The organism is Streptomyces sp. NPDC032745, assembly GCF_055579465.1.
In genome coordinates this window covers 348,236-367,656 of the sequence record NZ_JBVING010000004.1, presented here as the reverse complement: position 1 = coordinate 367,656, position 19,421 = coordinate 348,236, and the positions used below count along the sequence as shown (strand labels likewise).

Below are 19,421 nucleotides of genomic sequence, written 5' to 3'. Positions count from 1 at the left end.
GGCACTTCCGGGGAGGGATCTGGGGGGATCGGGAAGTCCGGCACGGGAGGGGTAACCGTGAGGGGGTCCGGCCGCGAGGCCGGACCCCCTTCTGGTTGTCCACAGGCCTGACGGGCTGTCGGCGGCGGGCGGTAGTTTCATTGCCATGGCAACCAACGGGGCGGTGCAACCGGCAGTGGTCGAGGGGGTGCTCGAGCGCATCACCTACGCCAACGAGGAGAGCGGGTACACGGTCGCCCGGGTCGACACCGGCCGAGGCAGCGGGGACCTGCTCACGGTCGTCGGCTCCCTGCTCGGGGCCCAGCCCGGCGAATCGCTGCGCATGGAGGGCCGCTGGGGCTCCCACCCCCAGTACGGCAAGCAGTTCACGGTGGAGAACTACCGCACCGTGCTCCCCGCGACCATCCAGGGCATACGCCGCTACCTCGGCTCCGGCCTGATCAAGGGCATCGGCCCGAAGATCGCCGACCGGATCGTGGAGCACTTCGGCACCGACACCCTCGACGTCATCGAGGCCGAGCCGAAGCGGCTGATCGAGGTGCCCGGGCTCGGCCCCAAGCGGACCAAGCTGATCGGCGCCGCGTGGGAGGAGCAGAAGGCGATCAAGGAGGTCATGGTCTTCCTCCAGGGCGTCGGCGTCTCCACCTCCATCGCGGTCCGCATCTACAAGAAGTACGCGGACGCCTCCATCTCGGTGGTCAGGAACCAGCCCTACCGGCTCGCCGCAGATGTGTGGGGCATCGGCTTCCTCACGGCCGACCGGATCGCCCAGGCCGTCGGCATACCGCACGACAGCCCCGAACGGGTCAAGGCCGGGCTCCAGTACGCGCTGTCCCAGTCCACGGACCAGGGGCACTGCTTCCTGCCCGAGGAGCGGCTGATCTCCGACGGGGTCAAGCTGCTCCAGGTGGACACCGGGCTGGTCATCGAATGCCTGGCCGAGCTCGCCGCCGACCCGGAGGGCGTCGTACGGGAATCCGTGCCGGATCCGCAGGGCGGTCCGGACCCGCTGACCGCCGTGTACCTGGTGCCCTTCCACCGCGCCGAGCTCTCACTGGTGGGGCAGGTGCGGCGGCTCCTGGGCGCCGAGGGCGACCGGATGCCGGGCTTCCAGGACGTGGACTGGGACAAGGCGCTGGGCTGGCTGGCCGGGCGCACCGGAGCCAAGCTGGCCCCCGAGCAGCGGGACGCCGTCAGACTGGCGCTGACCCACAGAGTGGCCGTCCTCACCGGCGGGCCGGGCTGCGGGAAGTCCTTCACCGTGCGCTCGATCGTGGAGCTGGCCCGGGCCAAGAAGGCCAAGGTCGTGCTCGCCGCGCCCACCGGCAGGGCCGCGAAACGGCTCGCGGAGCTCACCGGGGCCGAGGCCTCCACCGTGCACCGGCTGCTGGAGCTGAAGCCGGGCGGGGATGCGGCGTACGACCGGGAACGCCCGCTGGACGCGGACCTGGTGGTCGTCGACGAGGCCTCGATGCTGGACCTGCTGCTGGCGAACAAGCTGGTCAAGGCGGTGGCGCCGGGTGCGCACCTGCTGCTGGTCGGGGATGTGGACCAGCTGCCCTCGGTCGGCGCCGGGGAGGTGCTGCGGGACCTGCTGGCCGAGGGCGGGCCGGTGCCCGCGGTCCGGCTGACCCGGATCTTCCGGCAGGCCCAGCAGTCGGGCGTGGTCACCAACGCCCACCGGATCAACACGGGCCTGCCGCCGCTCACCGACGGGCTGCCGGACTTCTTCCTGTTCCCGGAGGAGGACACCGAGGAGGCCGGGCGGCTCGCCGTGGACGTGGCGGCCCGCAGGATTCCGGCCCGGTTCGGGCTGGACCCGCGCCGCGACATCCAGGTGCTCGCGCCCATGCACCGCGGCCCGGCCGGTGCCGGAAACCTCAACAGCCTGCTCCAGCAGGCCATCACGCCGGCCCGGCCGAACCTGCCCGAGAAGCGGTTCGGCGGCCGGGTCTTCCGGGTCGGCGACAAGGTCACCCAGATCCGGAACAACTACGAGAAGGGCGCCAACGGCGTCTTCAACGGCACGGTCGGCGTGGTCACCGCCCTCGACGTGGACGAACAGCGGCTGACGGTACGGACGGAGGAGGACGAGGAGGTCGGCTACGAGTTCGCCGAACTGGACGAGCTGGCCCACGCGTACGCCGTCACCATCCACCGCTCCCAGGGGAGTGAATATCCGGCCGTGGTGATCCCGGTCACCACCGGAGCTTGGATGATGCTCCAGCGCAACTTGCTCTACACGGCGGTGACCAGGGCGAAGAAACTCGTCGTACTGGTCGGGTCCCGCAAGGCCCTCGGCCAGGCTGTGCGTACGGTTTCTGCAGGCAGGAGGTACACGGCGGTCGCGCCCAGGCTGTCCGGACGCGTACCGGTGGGAAACATCACCTAAATGATCGATCATTTGGGGTTCCGGCACCGGCGCGGAGGGGGCAGGATGAGCAGGTTGAAGGCACTCAGTGCCGTCAAAAAGACCAAAGGCCGACCCCGAGTGCACTCTCCTGCGCCAAATGGGGGAAGGTAGAGGCAGTCAGGGCACCTCGAAGAAGAGGCACTACGTCGGTGAGGGATGACGTGAGCGACAACTCTGTAGTACTCCGGTACGCGGACGGTGAATACACCTACCCGGTGGTCGAAAGCACCGTCGGTGACCAGGGCTTCGACATCTCGAAGCTGAGGGCCCAGACCGGGCTCGTCACCTTGGACAGCGGATACGGCAACACCGCCGCCTACAAGTCCGCGATCACCTACCTCGACGGTGAGCAGGGCATCCTGCGTTACCGCGGTTACCCGATCGAGCAGCTGGCCGAGCGTTCGACCTTCATCGAGGTCGCGTACCTGCTGATCAACGGTGAGCTGCCGACCGTCGACCAGCTCGCGTCTTTCCGCAACGAGATCACCCAGCACACGCTGCTGCACGAGGACGTGAAGCGCTTCTACGACGGCTTCCCGCGTGACGCGCACCCGATGGCGATGCTGTCCTCCGTGGTCAGCGCGCTGTCGACGTTCTACCAGGACAGCCACAACCCGTTCGACGAGACGCAGCGCAACCTCTCGACGATCCGGCTGCTGGCCAAGCTCCCGACGATCGCCGCGTACGCGTACAAGAAGTCGGTCGGCCACCCGGTGGTCTACCCGCGCAACGACCTCGGCTACGTCGAGAACTTCCTGCGCATGACCTTCTCCGTGCCGGCCCAGGAGTACGACCTGGACCCGGTCGTGGTCGCGGCGCTCGACAAGCTGCTGATCCTGCACGCGGACCACGAGCAGAACTGCTCGACCTCCACCGTGCGCCTGGTCGGCTCCTCGCAGGCGAACATGTTCGCCTCGATCTCCGCCGGCATCTCGGCCCTGTGGGGTCCGCTGCACGGTGGCGCCAACCAGTCCGTTCTGGAGATGCTCGAGGGCATCAAGAACGACGGTGGCGACGTCGACGCCTTCATCCGCAAGGTGAAGAACAAGGAAGACGGCGTCCGCCTCATGGGCTTCGGGCACCGCGTCTACAAGAGCTTCGACCCCCGGGCGAAGATCATCAAGGCTGCGGCGCACGACGTGCTCTCCTCGCTCGGCAAGAGCGACGAGCTGCTCGACATCGCCCTGAAGCTGGAAGAGCACGCGCTGGCCGACGAGTACTTCGTCTCCCGCAACCTCTACCCGAACGTGGACTTCTACACCGGTCTGATCTACCGGGCCATGGGCTTCCCGACCGAGATGTTCACCGTGCTCTTCGCGCTCGGCCGCCTTCCCGGCTGGATCGCCCAGTGGCACGAGATGATCAAGGAGCCCGGTTCCCGCATCGGCCGTCCGCGCCAGATCTACACCGGCGAGGTCCTGCGCGACTTCGTCCCGGTCGAGGCCCGCTGACCCGAGGCTCAACCGAGGCCCTCAGCCGACGCGTTCAGTCGGGCGAAGAGGCCACCAGGCAAGCGAAAAGCGCCCCGCCGTCGATCCCCCCACGGGTCGACGGTCGGGGCGCTTTCCTTTCCCCGGAACGGATTCCCCCCACGGGACCCGAGCCGGGGTGTCGGCGAGGAGCGCACGCGCGGTGCGCTCCAGTGGGTGTCTGCCGGGACCCGTACGGGTCGGGAGGGCCGCTCAAAGCACCCCGTTGAGCACGCGTCCCGGCCGGCTGATGCCCCGGACGTCCCCCAAGACCCCCGTGAACGTCCCCCAAGACGTTCCTGGCATCGCCCCATTAGACCCACTGCAGTGCCGGATGGTTACGTTGCAATCACTGTGATCTGCGTCTCCCGTGAAGAAAATGTGCGCACAGTGGGGAGAAGATCCACTAGCGGAAGGATCGCAACCGGAGGCTGTTGCTCACCACGAAAACGGAGGAGAACGCCATCGCTGCCCCCGCAATCATCGGGTTCAGCAGGCCGGCGGCCGCGAGCGGCAAGGCCAGCACGTTGTAGCCGAACGCCCAGAACAGGTTGCCCTTGATGGTGGCCAGGGTCCGCCGGGAGAGCCGGATCGCGTCCGCCGCCACCCGCAGGTCCCCCCGTACGAGGGTCAGGTCGCCCGCCTCGATCGCGGCGTCGGTGCCGGTGCCCATGGCCAGGCCGAGGTCGGCCTGAGCCAGCGCGGCCGCGTCGTTGACCCCGTCGCCCACCATCGCGACCGTACGGCCCTCCGCCTGGAGCCGGCGTACGACCTCCACCTTGTCCTGCGGGAGCACCTCCGCGATCACCTCGTCGATGCCCACCTCGCGGGCCACCGTCTCGGCCACGGCCTTGTTGTCGCCGGTCAGCAGCACCGGGGTCAGGCCCAGCGCCCGCAGCCGGGACACCGCCTCGGCGCTGGTCTCCTTGACCGCGTCGGCCACGGTCAGGACCCCGCGCGCCGCCCCGTCCCAGGCCACCAGGACGGCGGTGCCGCCCGCGGCCTCGGCGGCCGCCTTGGCCTCGGCGAGACCGGCGGGCAGGGTGATCGACCAGTCGGTCAGCAGCCGCTCGCGGCCGACCAGAACGGCGTGTCCGTCCACGACGCCCTGGACGCCCAGCCCGGCGAGGGCCTCGAAGGACTCCGGGACCGGCAGGGCCCCGGCCCTCTCGGCGGCGCCGGTGGCGATCGCCCGCGCGATCGGGTGCTCGGAGGAGTGCTCCAGCGAGCCCGCGAGGCGCAGCAGTTCGCGCTCGTCCGTACCGGCGGCGGTGTGCACGCCGGACAGGGTCATCCGGCCGGTGGTGACCGTACCGGTCTTGTCGAGGACGACCGTGTCGACGCGGCGGGTGGACTCCAGCACCTCGGGGCCCTTGATCAGGATGCCGAGCTGCGCGCCGCGCCCGGTGCCGACCATCAGCGCGGTCGGGGTGGCCAGGCCCAGGGCGCAGGGGCAGGCGATGATCAGGACGGCCACGGCGGCGGTGAAGGCGGCGGTGGGGTTGTCGGTGATCAGCAGCCAGGTGACCCAGGTGCCGAGCGCCAGCACCAGCACGACCGGCACGAAGACCGCGGAGATCCGGTCGGCGAGGCGCTGCACCTCGGCCTTGCCGTTCTGTGCCTCTTCGACGAGCCTGGCCATCCGGGCGAGCTGGGTGTCGGCGCCGATCCGGGTGGCCTCGACGACGAGGCGGCCCGAGGTGTTGACGGTGGCGCCGGTGACGGAGTCGCCCACGGCGACCTCGACCGGGACGGACTCGCCGGTCAGCATCGAGGCGTCCACGGCGGAGGCGCCCTCGACGACCGTGCCGTCGGTGGCGATCTTCTCGCCGGGGCGGACGACGAACCGGTCACCGGCCGCGAGCTGCGCCACGGGGATGCGTACCTCGGTGCCGCCGCGCAGGACGGCGACGTCCTTGGCGCCCAGCTCGAGCAGGGCCTTGAGGGCGGCGCCCGCCTTCCGCTTGGAGCGGGCCTCCAGATAGCGGCCGAGCAGGATGAAGCTGACGACGCCAGCGGCGACCTCGAGGTAGATCGCGGAGGAGCCGTCCGTACGCGAGAGGGCGCCCCCCTGAACGGTGAAGAGGGCGAAGCCGTGACGCATCCCCGGCATTCCGGCGTGGCCGAAGAACAGGGCCCACAGCGACCAGACGAAGGCGGCGAGCGTGCCGACGGAGACCAGGGTGTCCATGGTGGCGGCGCCGTGCCGGGCGTTGGTCCAGGCGGCCTTGTGGAAGGGGAGGGCGCCCCAGACCACCACGGGGGCGGCCAGGGTCAGCGAGAGCCACTGCCAGTCGTCGAACTGGAGGGCCGGGATCATCGAGAGCAGCACGACGGGCAGGGCCAGCACGGCGGAGACCAGCAGCCGCTGGCGCAGCGCGGCCAGTTCGGGGTCGCGGGGGGCGCCTGCCCGTGCGGACTCCGGGGCCTCTGCTTCGGGTTCCGGTTCCGGCGGCGGGGGCTCCTCGGCGGTGTACCCGGTCTTGACGACGGTCGCGATCAGGTCGGCGACCTGGACTCCGCCGCCGTACGAGACGCGGGCCTTCTCGGTGGCGTAGTTCACCGTGGCGGCGACCCCGTCCATCCGGTTCAGCTTCTTCTCGATGCGGGCGGCGCAGGAGGCGCAGGTCATCCCGCCGATGGTCAGCTCGACCTCGGCGGCTCCGGCCGCCGCTATGGGCCCGTCGTGCACTGTGCTGCTGCTCATGTCCGGCTCCAGGGGGAGGGCCGGGTCGTACGGAACCAGTATGAGCTGGCCGGCACGACCCGGCGGGGTACTGCGAAGGAGAGGGTGCTCAGGCGGCCCGGCCGGCGAAGTCGTACCCGGCCTCGTCCACGGCGGCGCGGACGTCCTCGTCGGCGAGCGCGGCGGCGGAGACCACGGTGACCTCGCCGGTCGCGGCGACGGCCTTGACCGAGCTGACGCCCGGCAGGGCGGAGATCTCGGTGGTCACCGCGCCCTCGCAGTGCCCGCAGGTCATGCCGGTCACCCGGTAGACGGTGGTGGTCTGGGTGTCCGTCTCGGCGGTCATGTCGTTCTCCTCTTCAAGGGCGTGTCCGGTCGCCGGGGCGGCGGTTTCGCTCCACCGTCCTCCCGACTCCTGGAGACTATACCCCTAGGGGGTATCAATGCGAGCGTTCGCTGCCACTTCCGGCCGGTTCCGGATGTGTCCGGGGCGGCGACCGCGGCGACCGTGGCGGGCGCGGGAGTGTGAAGGCGTACGTCAGTGCCGGCGGGACGCGGTGGCCATCGGCTCCAGGTAGCGCAGCAGTACGGTCTTCAGCTCGGCGACGTACGCGGCCCGCTCGGCGCCCTCGCTCGCCAGGATCAGGTCGAGCGACGCCTTGAAGATGCCCAGGATCATCTGGGAGACGTGGGTGATCTCGTCGGGTGTGCTGTCCGGGCAGAAGCTGCGCAGGACGCTCTGGATCCGGGTCTGCAGCCCGGAGTGCAGCTCTTCGTGCTCCTGGGTGATGCCGGGGATGCCGGAGCCGTGCATGAGGGCCCAGAACGCCGGGTTCTCGCAGTTGAAGGCGATGACCGGGTCCAGGACGGCGTCGAGCAGCTCGGGCAGGGGCCTGTCCAGGTTCTCCGGGAGGAACACCTGGCCGTGCATCTCGTGGGCGCGCCGGAGCAGCTGGCCGCCCAGTTCGATGGCGATGGCCTCCTTGTTCGGGAAGAACTGGTAGAGCGTGCCCGGCGAGACCTCGGCCTCGCGGGCGATGGCGTTGGTGCTGGCCGCGGCGTAGCCGGTACGGCAGAACACGCTGGCGGCAGCCGCCAGGAGCTGGGCGATCCGGCGCTCCCCGCGGGCCTGGCGCCTGGGTGCGGCGGCCTTCTTCGGGGCCTTCGTGGGCTCCGGGGCCTTCGTCGCCTTCGTGGCCTTTGCGGCGGTTTCGGCCCGGGACCTCTCCGGCATGTCACGTCCTTTGCTTCCCGTGGGTGATTGACAAACGCGAGAGGGCGCTCGCATTCTTGGAAAACGCGAGCGACTGCTCGTATTTGCCAGTTTAATTGGCCTGGCAATCACGGTGAAGGGGACACCGAGTCATGTCCGAAGTCAAAAAACCGCCGTCGCCCGGGGAGAGCGGACGGTGGACCCGGATCGTCACGGCCCGGCCGCGGCTCTCGCTGCTGCTCGCCCTCGTGGTCACGGCACTGGCCGTCCTCGCGGGCGGCGGCGTCGCCGACCGGATGGGCAGCGGCGGCTGGGAGGACCCGGACGCCCGGTCCACCTACGCCGCCAAGGTCCTGGAGCGCGAGTTCCCCGGCTCCCAGCCCAACCTGCTCCTGCTGGTGGACTCCGGCACCGGCACCGGCACCGGGGCCGGCGCGGGGCCGGGGGCGGCCGGGGTGGACGATCCCGCCGTCGCCGCCGAGGCCGAGCGGCTGACCGCGCAACTCGCCTCCGAGCAGGGGGTGGCCGGGGTCGGCTCGTACTGGCGCACGCACCTGCCCGCGCTGCGCTCCGAGGACGGCAGGCAGGCCCTGATCGCCGCCCGGGTGCTCGGCGACGAGAAGACCCGCGCCGCGGTGCTGGAGCGGATCGCCCCGCGCTACCGGGGCGAGCACGGGCCGGTGCGCGTCTCCCTCGGGGGGCCGGTCGCCGTCCAGCGCGAGGTGACCACCACCATCCAGGAGGACCTGCTGCGCGCCGAGGTGATCGCCCTGCCGGTGACCCTCGTCCTGCTCGTCATCGTCTTCGGCAGCGCCGTCGCCGCGCTGCTGCCGCTGGGCGTGGGGATCGTCGCCATCCTCGGCACCAATGCCGTGCTGCGCGGCCTCACCGAGTTCACCGACGTCTCCGTCTTCGCCCAGAACCTGACCACCGCGCTGGGCCTCGGACTCGCCATCGACTACGCCCTGTTCATCGTGCGGAGGTTCCGCGAAGAGCTCGCCGCCGGGCGGGATCCGGTGGCGGCCGTGGGGGCCACGCTGCGGACCGCCGGGCGTACGGTGCTGTTCTCGGCGCTGACCGTGGCCGTCTCGCTCTCGGCGATGCTGTTCTTCCCGATGTACTTCCTGCGGTCCTTCGCCTACGCCGGCGTCGCGGTGGTCCTGCTCGCGGCGGCCGCCGCCCTGATCCTGCTGCCGGCGGCGCTGGTGCTGCTCGGCGAGCGGGTCAACTCGCTCGACCTGCGGCGGCTGTGGCGGCGGGGGCGCGCCGGGGCGGCCGCAGGGGCGCCGGGCGCGGATGCCGAGGCCGGCCGGGGCTGGGCGCGGGCGACCGCGCTGGTGATGCGCCGGGCCCCGGTGTTCGCCATCGCCACGACGGCCGGGCTGCTCCTCCTCGGACTGCCCTTCCTCGGGGTGAAGTTCGGCACCGTGGACGACCGGCAGCTGCCGAAGACAGCCTCGTCCCACCTGGTCCAGCAGCAGATCCGCGACGGCTTCCCGGGCAGCCCCGGCGCCGGGCTTACCGTGCTGGCCGAGGGCGCGTCCGGTCCCGCGGACCTGGCCGCCTACCGGGACCGGCTGGCCGCCCTGCCCGGGGTGCGGGTGAACGGGCCGGTGGCCTCCGAGGCCCGGCCGGGGTACGCGTACTTCTCGGTGGTCACCGAGGGCGAGGCGGTGGGGCAGCAGGCCCAGGACCTCGTCGGCGAGGTGCGAGGGGTGGACGCGCCCTTCGACACCTCGGTCACAGGGCAGGCGGCGGTACTCGTCGACGCCCAGAAGGCGATAGCGCAGAAACTGCCGGCGGCCCTGGCCCTGGTGGTCCTGGCCACGCTGCTGCTGGTCTTCCTGCTCACCGGGAGCGTGCTGATACCCGTCCAGGCGGTACTGCTCAACGCGCTGAGCCTGACGGCGATGTTCGGGGCGGTGGTGTGGGTCTTCCAGGAGGGCAACCTGTCCGGACTGCTCTCCTTCACCTCCACCGGGGACATCGAGACCACCCTGCCCGTCCTGATGTTCTGCATCGCCTTCGGACTCTCCATGGACTACGGGGTGTTCCTCATATCCCGCATCAAGGAGGAGTACGAGCGGACCGGGGACCACGAGGGAGCGGTGCGCGCCGGACTTGTCCGCACGGGCGGGCTGATCACCGCGGCGGCCGTGATCCTGGCGGTGGTGATGGTGGCCATCGGCAGCTCCCGGGTGACCAACACCAAGATGCTGGGGCTCGGCATCGCGCTGGCCGTGCTGATGGACGCGCTGGTGGTACGGAGCCTCCTGGTCCCGGCGGTCATGAAGCTGACGGGGAAGGCCACCTGGTGGGCGCCGGGCCCGCTGCGGAGACTGCACGAGCGGTTCGGGCTGAGCGAGGGGGAGTCCGCGCCGGGACCGCTGCCGCAGGTGCCGGGGGAGGCGCCGGAGCCGGACCGGATACCCGCGGGCAGCCGCTAGGGAGTGGTGGGGGAGCCGCCGCGGCTGGGGGCGGCTCCCCCTGCGGACGGGGCCCCGGGGGGTCCCGTCCGCGGCCGGAGCTGCGAGCGTGGCGGTCAGTCCTCGCGGCGGCCCCGGTTGCCGGGGCGGCGGGCCACCCAGGTGCGGATCGTGTCGGCGTACCAGTAGGGCTTGCCGCCTTCCACGTGGTCGGGAGCGGGGAGCAGCCCGTGCTTGCGGTACGAGCGCACCGTGTCCGGCTGGACCCGGATGTGGGCGGCGATCTCCTTGTACGACCACAGCTGCCGGTCGCTCATCCACGACACCTCCTTGTCCACGCCGCGGGGCCGGCCTGGAAGCCGTCGGGGGAGCCGACGCGTGGACACAGACGATCAGTCAGGTTGTGCCCGGAGAACGGCGGGGGGTGAAGGCGCGGGAGGGGCTGTTGAGTTGCTGTGACGGAAGACCCGTGTAATGCGGATATCCGTGACACGAGGTCGACGCCTGTGACAGATGCGGCACAACGGATGGGAGGCGAAAGGGGAGCAGCGAACGGGGAGCAGTGAGCGGGGCGGGAGGCCGGCTCAGCGGTACAGGGCCGGCCGTTCCACCAGCTCCACCGGGGTCCGTACGCCGCTGTGCGCGGCAGTGAGCCCTGCTGCGGAGACCGCGGCCGCCGCGTAGCCGTCCCAGGCGTCGGGCCCGGCCACCCGGCCCTGCGCGGCCGCGGCCACCCAGCGCCGCAGCTGGCGGTCGTACGCATCGGCGAAGCGCACGGTGAAATCCTGGACGATCTCCCCGTAGCTGCGGCCCGCGGACCGGACGACCATCGCCTGCCCCTCGCCGATCTGGGCGCTCCCCGCCTCGCCGACCGCCTCGCACCGGACCTCGTAGCCGAAGCCGCAGTTGACGAAGATCTCCACGTCCACGATCGCCCCGCCCGAGGTCTCCAGCAGGACCAGCCGGGGATCGCGCAGCCCCTCGGGGGCCGCCGAGGTGGGCGCCGGGGAGAGCACGGACACCGCGGTGATCTCCTGCCCGAGCAGCCAGCGCGCCGTGTCGACCTCGTGCACGACGGAGTCGGTGATCAGCATGTCGCTGGTGAAGAAGGAGGGCGAGGAGGCATTCCGGTGCCGGCAGTGCAGGAACAGCGGCCGGCCGATCCCGCCCGCGTCCAGCAGCTCCTTGAGCCGCTCGTACTCGGAGTCGAACCGCCGCATGAACCCCACCTGCACCAGGCGCCGGCCCAGCCGCTGCTCCGCCTCCATCACCCGCAGCGACCCCGCCGGATCCGGGGTCAGCGGCTTCTCGCACAGCACCGGCAACTCCCGCTCCAGGGCCTGCAGGATCGCCTCCTCGTGGGCGGGCCCCGGGGAGGCGATCAGTACGGCCTGCACCCCCGGTGCCGCCATCGCGGCCGCCGGATCCGTGTGCGCGCTCGCGCCGTCCAGCGCCGCCGCGACCGCCTTGACCCGGTCGCCGTCCGGATCGGCCACGGCCACCACCCGGGCCCCGCCCACCGTCCGCCCGATCCGGCGGACGTGGTCGGCGCCCATCTTCCCCGTCCCGATGACGGCGATGCCCAGCGTGCTCATGTCGTGTTCCCTCCAGGTGGTCAGCGGGCGCCGCAGGAGCGCAGGTAGGCGCGGGTGCGGCGGGCGATCGGCAGCGGCCGGTCGGGCGGGCACGGGTACATGTCCTGCTCCACGATCGCGAACAGGTCCACGCCGAGCCGCTGGGCGGCCGCCAGTACGGGCTCCAGCGCGGGCACCCCCGACGGCGGTTCGCACATCACCCCGCGGGCCACGGCCGGCCCGAAGGGCAGTTGCTCCGCGACGACTTCGGCGAGGATCCGCGGGTCGACCTGCTTGAGGTGGAGGTAGCCGATCCGCTCGGCGAAGGTCTCGACGGCCTGGACGCTGTCGCCGCCGCAGTAGGCGTAGTGACCTGTGTCCAGGCAGAGGGAGACCAGGTCCGGGTCGGTGGAGTCCAGGAAGCGGGCCACGTTGTCCGGGGTGTCGATGTGCGTGTCCGCATGCGGATGGACGACGATCCGCAGTCCGTACCGGTCCTGGACCTCGCGGCCCAGGCGTTCGGTCTGCGTGGTCAGTTCACGCCATTGCGCGGGCGTGAGGGTGCGGTCCTCCAGCACCTCGCCGGTCTTGTCGTCCCGCCAGAACGAGGGAATGACGACGAGGTGGCCCGCGCCCATGGCCTGCGTGAGCGCCGCGATCCGCGACACGTGCTCCCAGGTGTCCGCCCAGACGGCGGGCCCGTGATGGAGTCCCGTGAAGACGGTGCCGGCGCTGACCCGCAGGCCCCGTCCGGCGGTCTCCTCGGCGAGGCGGGCGGGGTCGGTGGGGAGATAGCCGTACGGGCCGAGCTCGATCCACTCGTACCCGGAGTCGGCGACCTCGTCGAGGAACCGGTCCCACGGGGTCTGCAGCGGATCGTCGGGGAACCAGACACCCCATGAGTCCGGAGCCGAACCGATGCGGATACGGGTCAACGCGGGCGGGGAGGACGTCATGACGGCCACCTTAGGGTGCGAGACGAGTGGGAGGACTGCCTGTGACCACCGCGGACGATGTCGCGTTCGACCTGATCACGATGGGGCGCATCGGGGTGGATCTCTACCCTCTGAGAACGGGCGTACCGCTGGCGGAGGCGGACACCTTCGGGAAGTTCCTGGGCGGCTCGCCCGCCAACGTCGCCGTCGCAGCGGCCAGGCTGGGCCGCCGGGTGGCGGTGATCACCAAGACCGGAGCGGACCCCTTCGGCGCCTACCTGCGGGCCGAGCTGCGCGGGTTCGGGGTGGACGACCGGTGGGTGGGGGAGGAGGCGCGCTATCCGACCCCGCTCACGTTCTGCGAGATCTTCCCGCCGGACGATTTCCCCCTCTACTTCTACCGGCTGCCGAAGGCCCCCGACCTGGAGATCGAGCCGGCAGAGCTGGACCTGGCGGCGGTACGGGCCGCACGGGTGTTCTGGATGACGGGGACCGGCCTGAGCGCGCAGCCGAGCCGGTCCGCCACTCTGGCCGCGCTGGAAGCCCGCGCGAAGTCCGGGATCACGGTCTTCGACCTCGACTGGAGGCCGATGCTGTGGGAGGACGAGCCGGAGGACGCGTACGCGCAGGCGCTGGGCCTCGCCACGGTGGCGGTCGGCAACGCGCAGGAGTGCACGATCGCGACGGGCGAGTCCGAACCCCGGGCCGCGGCGCGGGCGCTGCTGGCGGCCGGGGTGGAACTGGCGGTGGTGAAGCGGGGGCCGGACGGGGTACTGGCGATGCGGCGGGACGGAACGGTGGTGGAGGCGGCGCCGGTGCCGGTGGAGGTGGTGAACGGGCTGGGCGCGGGGGACGCGTTCGGCGGGGCGCTGTGCCACGGGCTGCTGGCGGGCTGGGACTTGGCGCAGGTGATCCGCTACGCCAATGCGGCGGGGGCGATCGTGGCGTCACGGCTGGCGTGCTCGGCGGCCATGCCGTACGCGAAGGAAGTGGAGGAGGTGCTGGAGCCGTGACGGTGACCGCGTCGCACGAGATGGAGTTCACCGCGCTGCGGGTGCTGGAGCTCGCGCCCGGCGAGACGTATGCGCACGCGTGCGGGGACCGGGAGTGGATCGTCCTCCCGCTGGCCGGGGCGTGCGTGGTCCGCTGCGCGCAGCCGCCTCGAACGCCGGCGGGGCCGGAGCTTCCAGCCCGTCCGGCGTCCGAGGACCGGGTCCGGACGGAGCCCGGTGAACGGGAGAAGGGCGGGGCGGGGGGAGGCTCCGCAGACACCGGGCCCCAGGTGTTCGAACTGCGGGGACGCGAGAGCGTGTTCAGCGGGCTGACCGACTTCGCGTACCTGCCCCGGGACGGGGAGGCGGAGATCGGGTCCGCCGCCGGGGGACGGTTCGCGCTGGTCGGGGCGCGGTGCGAGACCGTACTGCCCGCCCGGTACGGGCCCGCCCGGGACATCCCGTTGGAGATCCGCGGCGCAGCCCACTGCACGCGCCAGGTCAACAACTTCGCCGCCGCCGGCGTCTTCGACTGCGACCGCCTCATCGCCGTCGAGGTCCTCACCCCCGGCGGCAACTGGTCCTCGTACCCGCCCCACAAGCACGACGAGTTCCACCCCGGCCACGAGTCCCGCCTCGAGGAGATCTACTACTTCGAGATCGCCCCGCACGGGGACACCCCCGGCCTCGGCTACCAGCGTGTCACCCCCTCCCCGGCGGGGAAGACCGACATCCTCACGGAGGTGAGGACCGGCGACGCGGTGCTCATCCCGGACGGCTGGCACGGGCCGTCCATCGCCGCTCCCGGGCACGACATGTACTACCTCAACGTCATGGCCGGGCCCCCGGGCCCGCCGCGGGAGTGGCTGATCCGGGACCACCCCGACCACGGCTGGATCAAGGACACCTGGCCCGGCCAGGACACCGACCCCCGGCTGCCCTTCTACCGAGCGGAGGACGAGACCCGATGAGGCTCACCGTCGCGCAGGCCCTCGTCCGCTTCCTCGCGCGCCAGTACACGGAGCGCGACGGCCGCCGGCACCGGCTGATCGCCGCCACCTGGGGGATCTTCGGGCACGGGAACGTCGCCGGCATCGGGCAGGCCCTCCTCGAGAGCGGCCCGCGGGAGATGCCCTTCCTCCAGGGGCGCAACGAGCAGGCCATGGTGCATGCCGCCGTCGGGTACGCCCGCCAGCGCGAGCGGCTCTCGGCCCACGCCGTCACCACCTCCATCGGGCCCGGCGCCACCAACCTCGTCACCGGGGCCGCCCTCGCCACCATCAACCGGATCCCCGTCCTCCTCCTGCCCGGCGACACCTTCGCCACCCGGCCCGCCGATCCCGTGCTGCAGCAGCTCGAGGTGCCGTACGCGGGCGACCTCTCCGTCAACGACACCCTGCGGCCCGTCTCCCGCCACTTCGACCGGATCACCCGCCCCGAGGCCCTGATCCCGGCCGCCCTCCAGGCCATGCGGGTGCTGACCGACCCCGTCCAGACCGGCGCGGTGACCCTGGCGCTGCCGCAGGACGTCCAGGCCGAGGCGTACGAGTGGCCGCCCGAGTTCTTCGCCGAGCGCGTGTGGGGCGTACGCCGGCCACGGCCCGACCGGGACGAGCTCGCCCGGGCCGCCGAGGCCGTACGGGGCTCCGCGCGCCCGCTGATCGTCGCCGGCGGCGGGATCCGGCACAGCGCGGCCCAGGCCGCACTGGCGGAGTTCGCCGAGGCCACCGGGATCCCGGTCGCCTCCACACAGGCGGGCAAGGGGGTGCTCCCGTACGACCACCCCGCCGATGTCGGCGGCATCGGGCACACCGGGACGGCCGCCGCCGACGAGCTGGCCCGCGGCGCCGACCTGGTCATCGCCGCCGGGACCCGGCTCACCGACTTCACCACCGCCTCGGCGACCCTGTTCCAGAACCCCGCCGTCCGCTTCCTCGGGCTCAACCTCGACCCGTACGACGCCCACAAGCTCGCCGCCCGGCCGCTGGTCTGCGATGCGCGGGTGGGCCTGGAAGACCTCCGGGGCGCGGCTGCCGGGTACCGCGTGGACCCCGCGTACGAGACGGCGTACAAAGAGCGGAAACGCAGCTGGGAGCGGCTGGTCGACCAGGCCTACGCGGCCCCCGACGAGGACGCCGCCCCGACGCAGGCCCAGGTGCTCGGGCTGCTCGACGCACTCGTCGACGCCGACGACATCCTGATCAACGCCGCCGGCTCCCTCCCCGGGGACCTGCACAAGCTGTGGCGCTCGCGCTCGCCCGACCAGTACCACGTGGAGTACGGGTACTCCTGCATGGGCTACGAGATCCCGGCGGCGATCGGCACGGCGCTCGCCGCCCCCGGCCGCCCGGTGTGGGCGCTGGTCGGCGACGGGACGTACCTGATGAACCCGACCGAGATCGTCACGGCCGTGCAGGAGGGGATCCCGATCAAGGTGGTGATCCTCGACAACCACGGCTACGCCTCCATCGGCGGCCTCTCCGGGGCCGTGGGCGGGGAGGGCTTCGGGACCGCATACCGCTTCCGGGCGGACGACGGCTCGTACACCGGAGCGCCCCTGCCGGTGGACCTCGCGGCCAACGCAGCCTCCCTCGGGATGGCCGTGATCCGCACCCGCACCATCGGTGACCTGCGGAAAGCCCTCGCCGAAGCGCGTGAGGCGGACCGTCCCACATGTGTCTACGCACAGACCCGAACACCCGACACTGTGTCGGGCCCGCCCCCGGCACAGGCGTGGTGGGATGTTCCTGTGGCCGAGACCGCGACCCGTGCGTCCGCGAACGCGGCCCGCGAAGAGTACGACCGGCAAGCCGCGCAGCGACGTCGCCATCTGTGAAGGAGCAAGGCAATGAAGACCGTCAACCACTGGATCGGTGGCAAGACCGTCGAGGGCGCGTCGGGCAACTACGGCCCGGTCACCGACCCGGCCACCGGCGAGGTCACCACGCAGGTCGCCCTCGCGTCGGCCGATGAGGTCGACGCGGCCGTACGGGTCGCCCAGGAGGCCTTCCAGAGCTGGGGCCAGTCCTCGCTGGCCGCCCGCACCAAGGTGCTGTTCGCCTACCGCGCGCTGCTGGACGCCAACCGCGACGCCATCGCCGAGCTGATCACCGCCGAGCACGGCAAGGTGCACTCGGACGCGCTGGGCGAGGTCGCCCGCGGTCTGGAGATCGTCGAGCTGGCCTGCGGGATCACCACGCAGCTCAAGGGCGAGCTGTCCACGTCCGTCTCGAACCGCGTGGACGTCTCCTCGATCCGCCAGCCGCTCGGCGTGGTCGCGGGCATCACCCCGTTCAACTTCCCGGCGATGGTGCCGATGTGGATGTTCCCGCTGGCCGTGGCCTGCGGAAACACCTTCATCCTCAAGCCGAGCGAGAAGGACCCGTCGGCCGCCAACAAGCTGGCCGAGCTGGCGTCCGAGGCCGGTCTGCCGGCCGGTGTGCTCAACGTCGTCCACGGTGACAAGGTCGCCGTCGACGCGCTGCTCGCCCACCCGGGCATCGCGGCCGTCTCCTTCGTCGGCTCCACGCCGATCGCCCGCCACATCCACACCACCGCCTCCGCGAACGGCAAGCGGGTCCAGGCCCTGGGCGGCGCCAAGAACCACATGCTGGTGCTGCCGGACGCCGACCTGGACGCGGCCGCCGATGCGGCGGTCTCGGCCGCGTACGGCTCGGCCGGCGAGCGCTGCATGGCGATCTCGGCGGTCGTCGCGGTCGGCTCCATCGGTGACGAGCTGGTCGAGAAGATCCGCGAGCGCGCCGAGAAGATCAAGATCGGCCCGGGCAACGACCCGACCTCCGAGATGGGTCCGCTGATCACGGCCGCCCACCGCGACAAGGTCGCCTCGTACGTGAAGGGCGCGGCCGGCCAGGGCGCCGACGTGGTCCTGGACGGTACCGGCTACACGGTCGGCGGCTTCGAGAAGGGCCACTGGATCGGCCTGTCGCTGCTGGACAACGTCAGGACCGACTCCGACGCCTACCGCGACGAGATCTTCGGGCCGGTGCTGTGCGTGCTGCGCGCCGAGACCTACGAGGAGGGCGTGGCGCTCATCAACGCCTCGCCGTTCGGCAACGGCACCGCGATCTTCACCCGCGACGGCGGCGCAGCCCGCCGCTTCCAGCTGGAGATCGAGGCGGGCATGGTCGGCGTCAACGTGCCGATCCCGGTGCCGGTGGGCTACCACTCCTTCGGCGGCTGGAAGGACTCGCTCTTCGGAGACCACCACATCTACGGCAACGACGGCATCCACTTCTACACCCGCGGCAAGGTCGTCACGACCCGCTGGCCGGACCCCTCCGAGGCCCCGTCGGGCGTGGACCTGGGCTTCCCCCGCAACCACTGACCGGGACCGCGCGCCGCAAGGCTCGTAGGACCGCAGGACCCGATCGCCCCCCGCACCTCTCGCGCGGGGGGCGAGCTCCGTTTCCGATCCGGGCCCCGGCCTCCGGGCCCCGGCCTCCGGGCTGGCAGAGCCCGTCAGTGCGTTGCGGCGAAGTCCGGTGCGGGCTCGGCCTGTTCCGCAGGGGACCGGCGGCGTCGGCGGAGTACCCGGACGGTGAGCGCCGCGCCCGCCAGGACCAGCAGTGCGCCGAGGGCGGTCCACGGTACGGCGACGAACTCCGCCTCGGATGCCGAGGTGAGGTCAGGATGGGCGCTCGCCCCGGCCGAGATCCGTACGGTGACCCAGTCCGACTGCGGTGCGTCCGCCCACGGTTCGGTCAGCTCGATCCGCTGGCCCGGCAGCAGCACCAGCTTCAGCTCGCGGGCCGGCCGGTCCAGCACCGTGCGGCCGAACAACCCCTCAGCAGACACGGCCACCTTGGGCTCGACGACCACATTGCCCCGGTTGACCAGCGTGTACGAGACCGTGGCGCGGGCCTCCTTGACCCACGCCAGCAGCGGCGCGGACCGGCTGACCTTCACGTTCTCCACGCTCAGCCCCGCCGTCACCGGCCCCGGCACCCGGAAGTACAGCCGCGAGCCGACCTGCCGCTTCACCCCGACCTGGACCTTGCCCTCCTGCCGGATGCCCTCCACGGCGGTGTTGAGGGCGACGATCCCGCCGACGTGGTCGCCGGGCGTCGCGTCCTGCGGGACCTTCACCGTGAACGGGATGTCCTTGCGCCCCTTGGGCGGCACGGTCACCGTGGTCGCCGTCTCGGGCGGCAGTGCCATCCACGTGCCCACGTCCTTGGGCTTCTGGTCCACCGGGAGCAGCGCGAAGGCGCCGCCGGCCGGGGTGTTCACCGCGTCGGTGGCGAAGACCTGGAAGGTCAGTTCTTTGTCGGAGGAGTTCAGGATCGTCACGCTGTCGCTGACCGTGGTCCCGGCCGCGCCCTGGTGGAAGAAGTACGCGCGGTCGGTCATCGCGGCGCCGGCCGGAGGCGTCGGGAACACCCCCCAGGTGCCGTTGTCCGCGGCCTTCGCCGTCGCGGCGGGCAGGAGCAGGCCCGCGACCAGCAGCAACAGGGCGAGGAGCGGACCGTACGAAACAGAGACGCGGGGGCGCATGGGCGGATCTCCAGTCGGCGCGGGGAGGCGGGGGCGGGGACGGGGCGGGGACGGAAGGCGAAGGGGTGGTGGGGGGGGGGGGGGGGGGGCCCCCCCCGCCCCCCCCCCCCCCCCGGGGGCGGCGACCGAAAAGGTGGCGAACCGCTGGTGGGTTTCGGTGAAAACAAAAAGGGGGAGGTTGGTCACCCCCGCGCCG

The 19,421-nt window shown here is 71.9% G+C and carries 14 protein-coding genes; 7 read left to right on the top strand and 7 right to left on the bottom strand.

What is annotated here, in order from left to right; all coding sequences use genetic code 11:
* Nucleotides 1–145: 145 nt before the first annotated feature.
* Nucleotides 146–2,392 carry an SF1B family DNA helicase RecD2 gene (recD2, locus tag ACZ5WG_RS12930; protein WP_468722758.1) on the top strand — a complete coding sequence of 749 codons (2,247 nt, stop codon included), beginning with the start codon at nt 146–148 and terminating at the stop codon, nt 2,390–2,392.
* Between the two features lie 182 nt (nt 2,393–2,574).
* Nucleotides 2,575–3,864 carry a citrate synthase gene (locus tag ACZ5WG_RS12925; RefSeq protein ID WP_360902915.1) on the top strand — a complete coding sequence of 430 codons (1,290 nt, stop codon included), beginning with the start codon at nt 2,575–2,577 and terminating at the stop codon, nt 3,862–3,864.
* 424 nt (nt 3,865–4,288) lie between these two features.
* On the opposite strand, the gene ACZ5WG_RS12920 is transcribed toward ACZ5WG_RS12925, so the two are convergent.
* From ACZ5WG_RS12920 to ACZ5WG_RS12910, 3 genes are all read right to left on the bottom strand, one after another.
* Complete coding sequence (locus ACZ5WG_RS12920) at nt 4,289–6,589, bottom strand: heavy metal translocating P-type ATPase (protein WP_468722756.1); 2,301 nt, start codon at nt 6,587–6,589, stop codon at nt 4,289–4,291.
* Between the two features lie 88 nt (nt 6,590–6,677).
* Nucleotides 6,678–6,914, bottom strand: a complete 237-nt coding sequence (locus ACZ5WG_RS12915; protein WP_468722754.1) for a heavy-metal-associated domain-containing protein — start codon at nt 6,912–6,914, stop codon at nt 6,678–6,680.
* Between the two features lie 192 nt (nt 6,915–7,106).
* Nucleotides 7,107–7,802 (bottom strand): TetR/AcrR family transcriptional regulator, encoded by a 696-nt coding sequence (locus ACZ5WG_RS12910; protein ID WP_468722752.1) that lies wholly within the window; start codon nt 7,800–7,802, stop codon nt 7,107–7,109.
* A gap of 131 nt (nt 7,803–7,933) precedes the next feature.
* Between ACZ5WG_RS12910 and ACZ5WG_RS12905 the strand changes: the two genes are divergently transcribed.
* A complete protein-coding gene (locus ACZ5WG_RS12905; protein WP_468722750.1) occupies nt 7,934–10,228 on the top strand; it encodes an MMPL family transporter in 2,295 nt (764 codons plus the stop codon).
* Nucleotides 10,229–10,323: 95 nt separating this feature from the next.
* Here ACZ5WG_RS12905 and ACZ5WG_RS12900 read toward each other — a convergent pair whose 3' ends face one another.
* The 3 genes from ACZ5WG_RS12900 to ACZ5WG_RS12890 all read right to left on the bottom strand — a co-directional run bounded on the left by ACZ5WG_RS12900 (nt 10,324) and on the right by ACZ5WG_RS12890 (nt 12,737).
* On the bottom strand, nt 10,324–10,524 hold the full coding sequence (locus ACZ5WG_RS12900) for a helix-turn-helix transcriptional regulator (RefSeq protein WP_030297784.1): 201 nt from the start codon (nt 10,522–10,524) through the stop codon (nt 10,324–10,326).
* 267 nt (nt 10,525–10,791) lie between these two features.
* Complete coding sequence (locus tag ACZ5WG_RS12895; RefSeq protein WP_468722748.1) at nt 10,792–11,802, bottom strand: Gfo/Idh/MocA family protein; 1,011 nt, start codon at nt 11,800–11,802, stop codon at nt 10,792–10,794.
* 20 nt (nt 11,803–11,822) lie between these two features.
* Entirely contained in the window at nt 11,823–12,737 is a 915-nt protein-coding gene (locus tag ACZ5WG_RS12890) for a sugar phosphate isomerase/epimerase family protein (RefSeq protein WP_468722746.1), read from the bottom strand.
* 80 nt (nt 12,738–12,817) lie between these two features.
* On the opposite strand from ACZ5WG_RS12890, the gene iolC reads away from it, so the two are divergent.
* Genes iolC through ACZ5WG_RS12870 form a run of 4 tightly spaced genes read left to right on the top strand, consistent with a single transcriptional unit; the run spans nt 12,818 to nt 18,056 of the window.
* A complete protein-coding gene (gene iolC / locus ACZ5WG_RS12885) occupies nt 12,818–13,729 on the top strand; it encodes a 5-dehydro-2-deoxygluconokinase (protein ID WP_468723047.1) in 912 nt (303 codons plus the stop codon).
* 20 nt (nt 13,730–13,749) lie between these two features.
* Nucleotides 13,750–14,679 (top strand): 5-deoxy-glucuronate isomerase, encoded by a 930-nt coding sequence (gene iolB, locus ACZ5WG_RS12880; RefSeq protein WP_468723045.1) that lies wholly within the window; start codon nt 13,750–13,752, stop codon nt 14,677–14,679.
* Nucleotides 14,676–16,544: a 3D-(3,5/4)-trihydroxycyclohexane-1,2-dione acylhydrolase (decyclizing) gene (gene iolD / locus ACZ5WG_RS12875; RefSeq protein WP_468722745.1), complete on the top strand. Its 1,869-nt coding sequence runs from the start codon at nt 14,676–14,678 to the stop codon at nt 16,542–16,544. Before iolB ends, iolD begins: the two co-directional genes overlap by 4 nt.
* 12 nt (nt 16,545–16,556) lie before the next feature.
* A complete protein-coding gene (locus ACZ5WG_RS12870) occupies nt 16,557–18,056 on the top strand; it encodes a CoA-acylating methylmalonate-semialdehyde dehydrogenase (protein ID WP_468722743.1) in 1,500 nt (499 codons plus the stop codon).
* A 134-nt stretch (nt 18,057–18,190) separates the two neighbouring features.
* Here the strand turns inward: ACZ5WG_RS12870 and ACZ5WG_RS12865 are convergent, their stop codons facing one another.
* Nucleotides 18,191–19,225, bottom strand: a complete 1,035-nt coding sequence (locus tag ACZ5WG_RS12865; protein WP_468722742.1) for a WxL protein peptidoglycan domain-containing protein — start codon at nt 19,223–19,225, stop codon at nt 18,191–18,193.
* Nucleotides 19,226–19,421: the final 196 nt, after the last annotated feature.

Excerpts from the sequence above, each read along its gene's own strand:
- recD2 (WP_468722758.1), top strand. The coding sequence starts at position 146 with ATGGCAACCAACGGGGCGGTGCAACCGGCAGTGGTCGAGGGGGTGCTC.
- ACZ5WG_RS12920 (WP_468722756.1), bottom strand. The coding sequence starts at position 6,589 with ATGAGCAGCAGCACAGTGCACGACGGGCCCATAGCGGCGGCCGGAGCC.
- ACZ5WG_RS12915 (WP_468722754.1), bottom strand. The coding sequence starts at position 6,914 with ATGACCGCCGAGACGGACACCCAGACCACCACCGTCTACCGGGTGACC.
- ACZ5WG_RS12910 (WP_468722752.1), bottom strand. The coding sequence starts at position 7,802 with ATGCCGGAGAGGTCCCGGGCCGAAACCGCCGCAAAGGCCACGAAGGCG.
- ACZ5WG_RS12905 (WP_468722750.1), top strand. The coding sequence starts at position 7,934 with ATGTCCGAAGTCAAAAAACCGCCGTCGCCCGGGGAGAGCGGACGGTGG.
- ACZ5WG_RS12900 (WP_030297784.1), bottom strand. The coding sequence starts at position 10,524 with ATGAGCGACCGGCAGCTGTGGTCGTACAAGGAGATCGCCGCCCACATC.
- ACZ5WG_RS12895 (WP_468722748.1), bottom strand. The coding sequence starts at position 11,802 with ATGAGCACGCTGGGCATCGCCGTCATCGGGACGGGGAAGATGGGCGCC.
- ACZ5WG_RS12890 (WP_468722746.1), bottom strand. The coding sequence starts at position 12,737 with ATGACGTCCTCCCCGCCCGCGTTGACCCGTATCCGCATCGGTTCGGCT.
- iolC (WP_468723047.1), top strand. The coding sequence starts at position 12,818 with ATGGGGCGCATCGGGGTGGATCTCTACCCTCTGAGAACGGGCGTACCG.
- iolB (WP_468723045.1), top strand. The coding sequence starts at position 13,750 with ATGGAGTTCACCGCGCTGCGGGTGCTGGAGCTCGCGCCCGGCGAGACG.
- iolD (WP_468722745.1), top strand. The coding sequence starts at position 14,676 with ATGAGGCTCACCGTCGCGCAGGCCCTCGTCCGCTTCCTCGCGCGCCAG.
- ACZ5WG_RS12870 (WP_468722743.1), top strand. The coding sequence starts at position 16,557 with ATGAAGACCGTCAACCACTGGATCGGTGGCAAGACCGTCGAGGGCGCG.
- ACZ5WG_RS12865 (WP_468722742.1), bottom strand. The coding sequence starts at position 19,225 with ATGCGCCCCCGCGTCTCTGTTTCGTACGGTCCGCTCCTCGCCCTGTTG.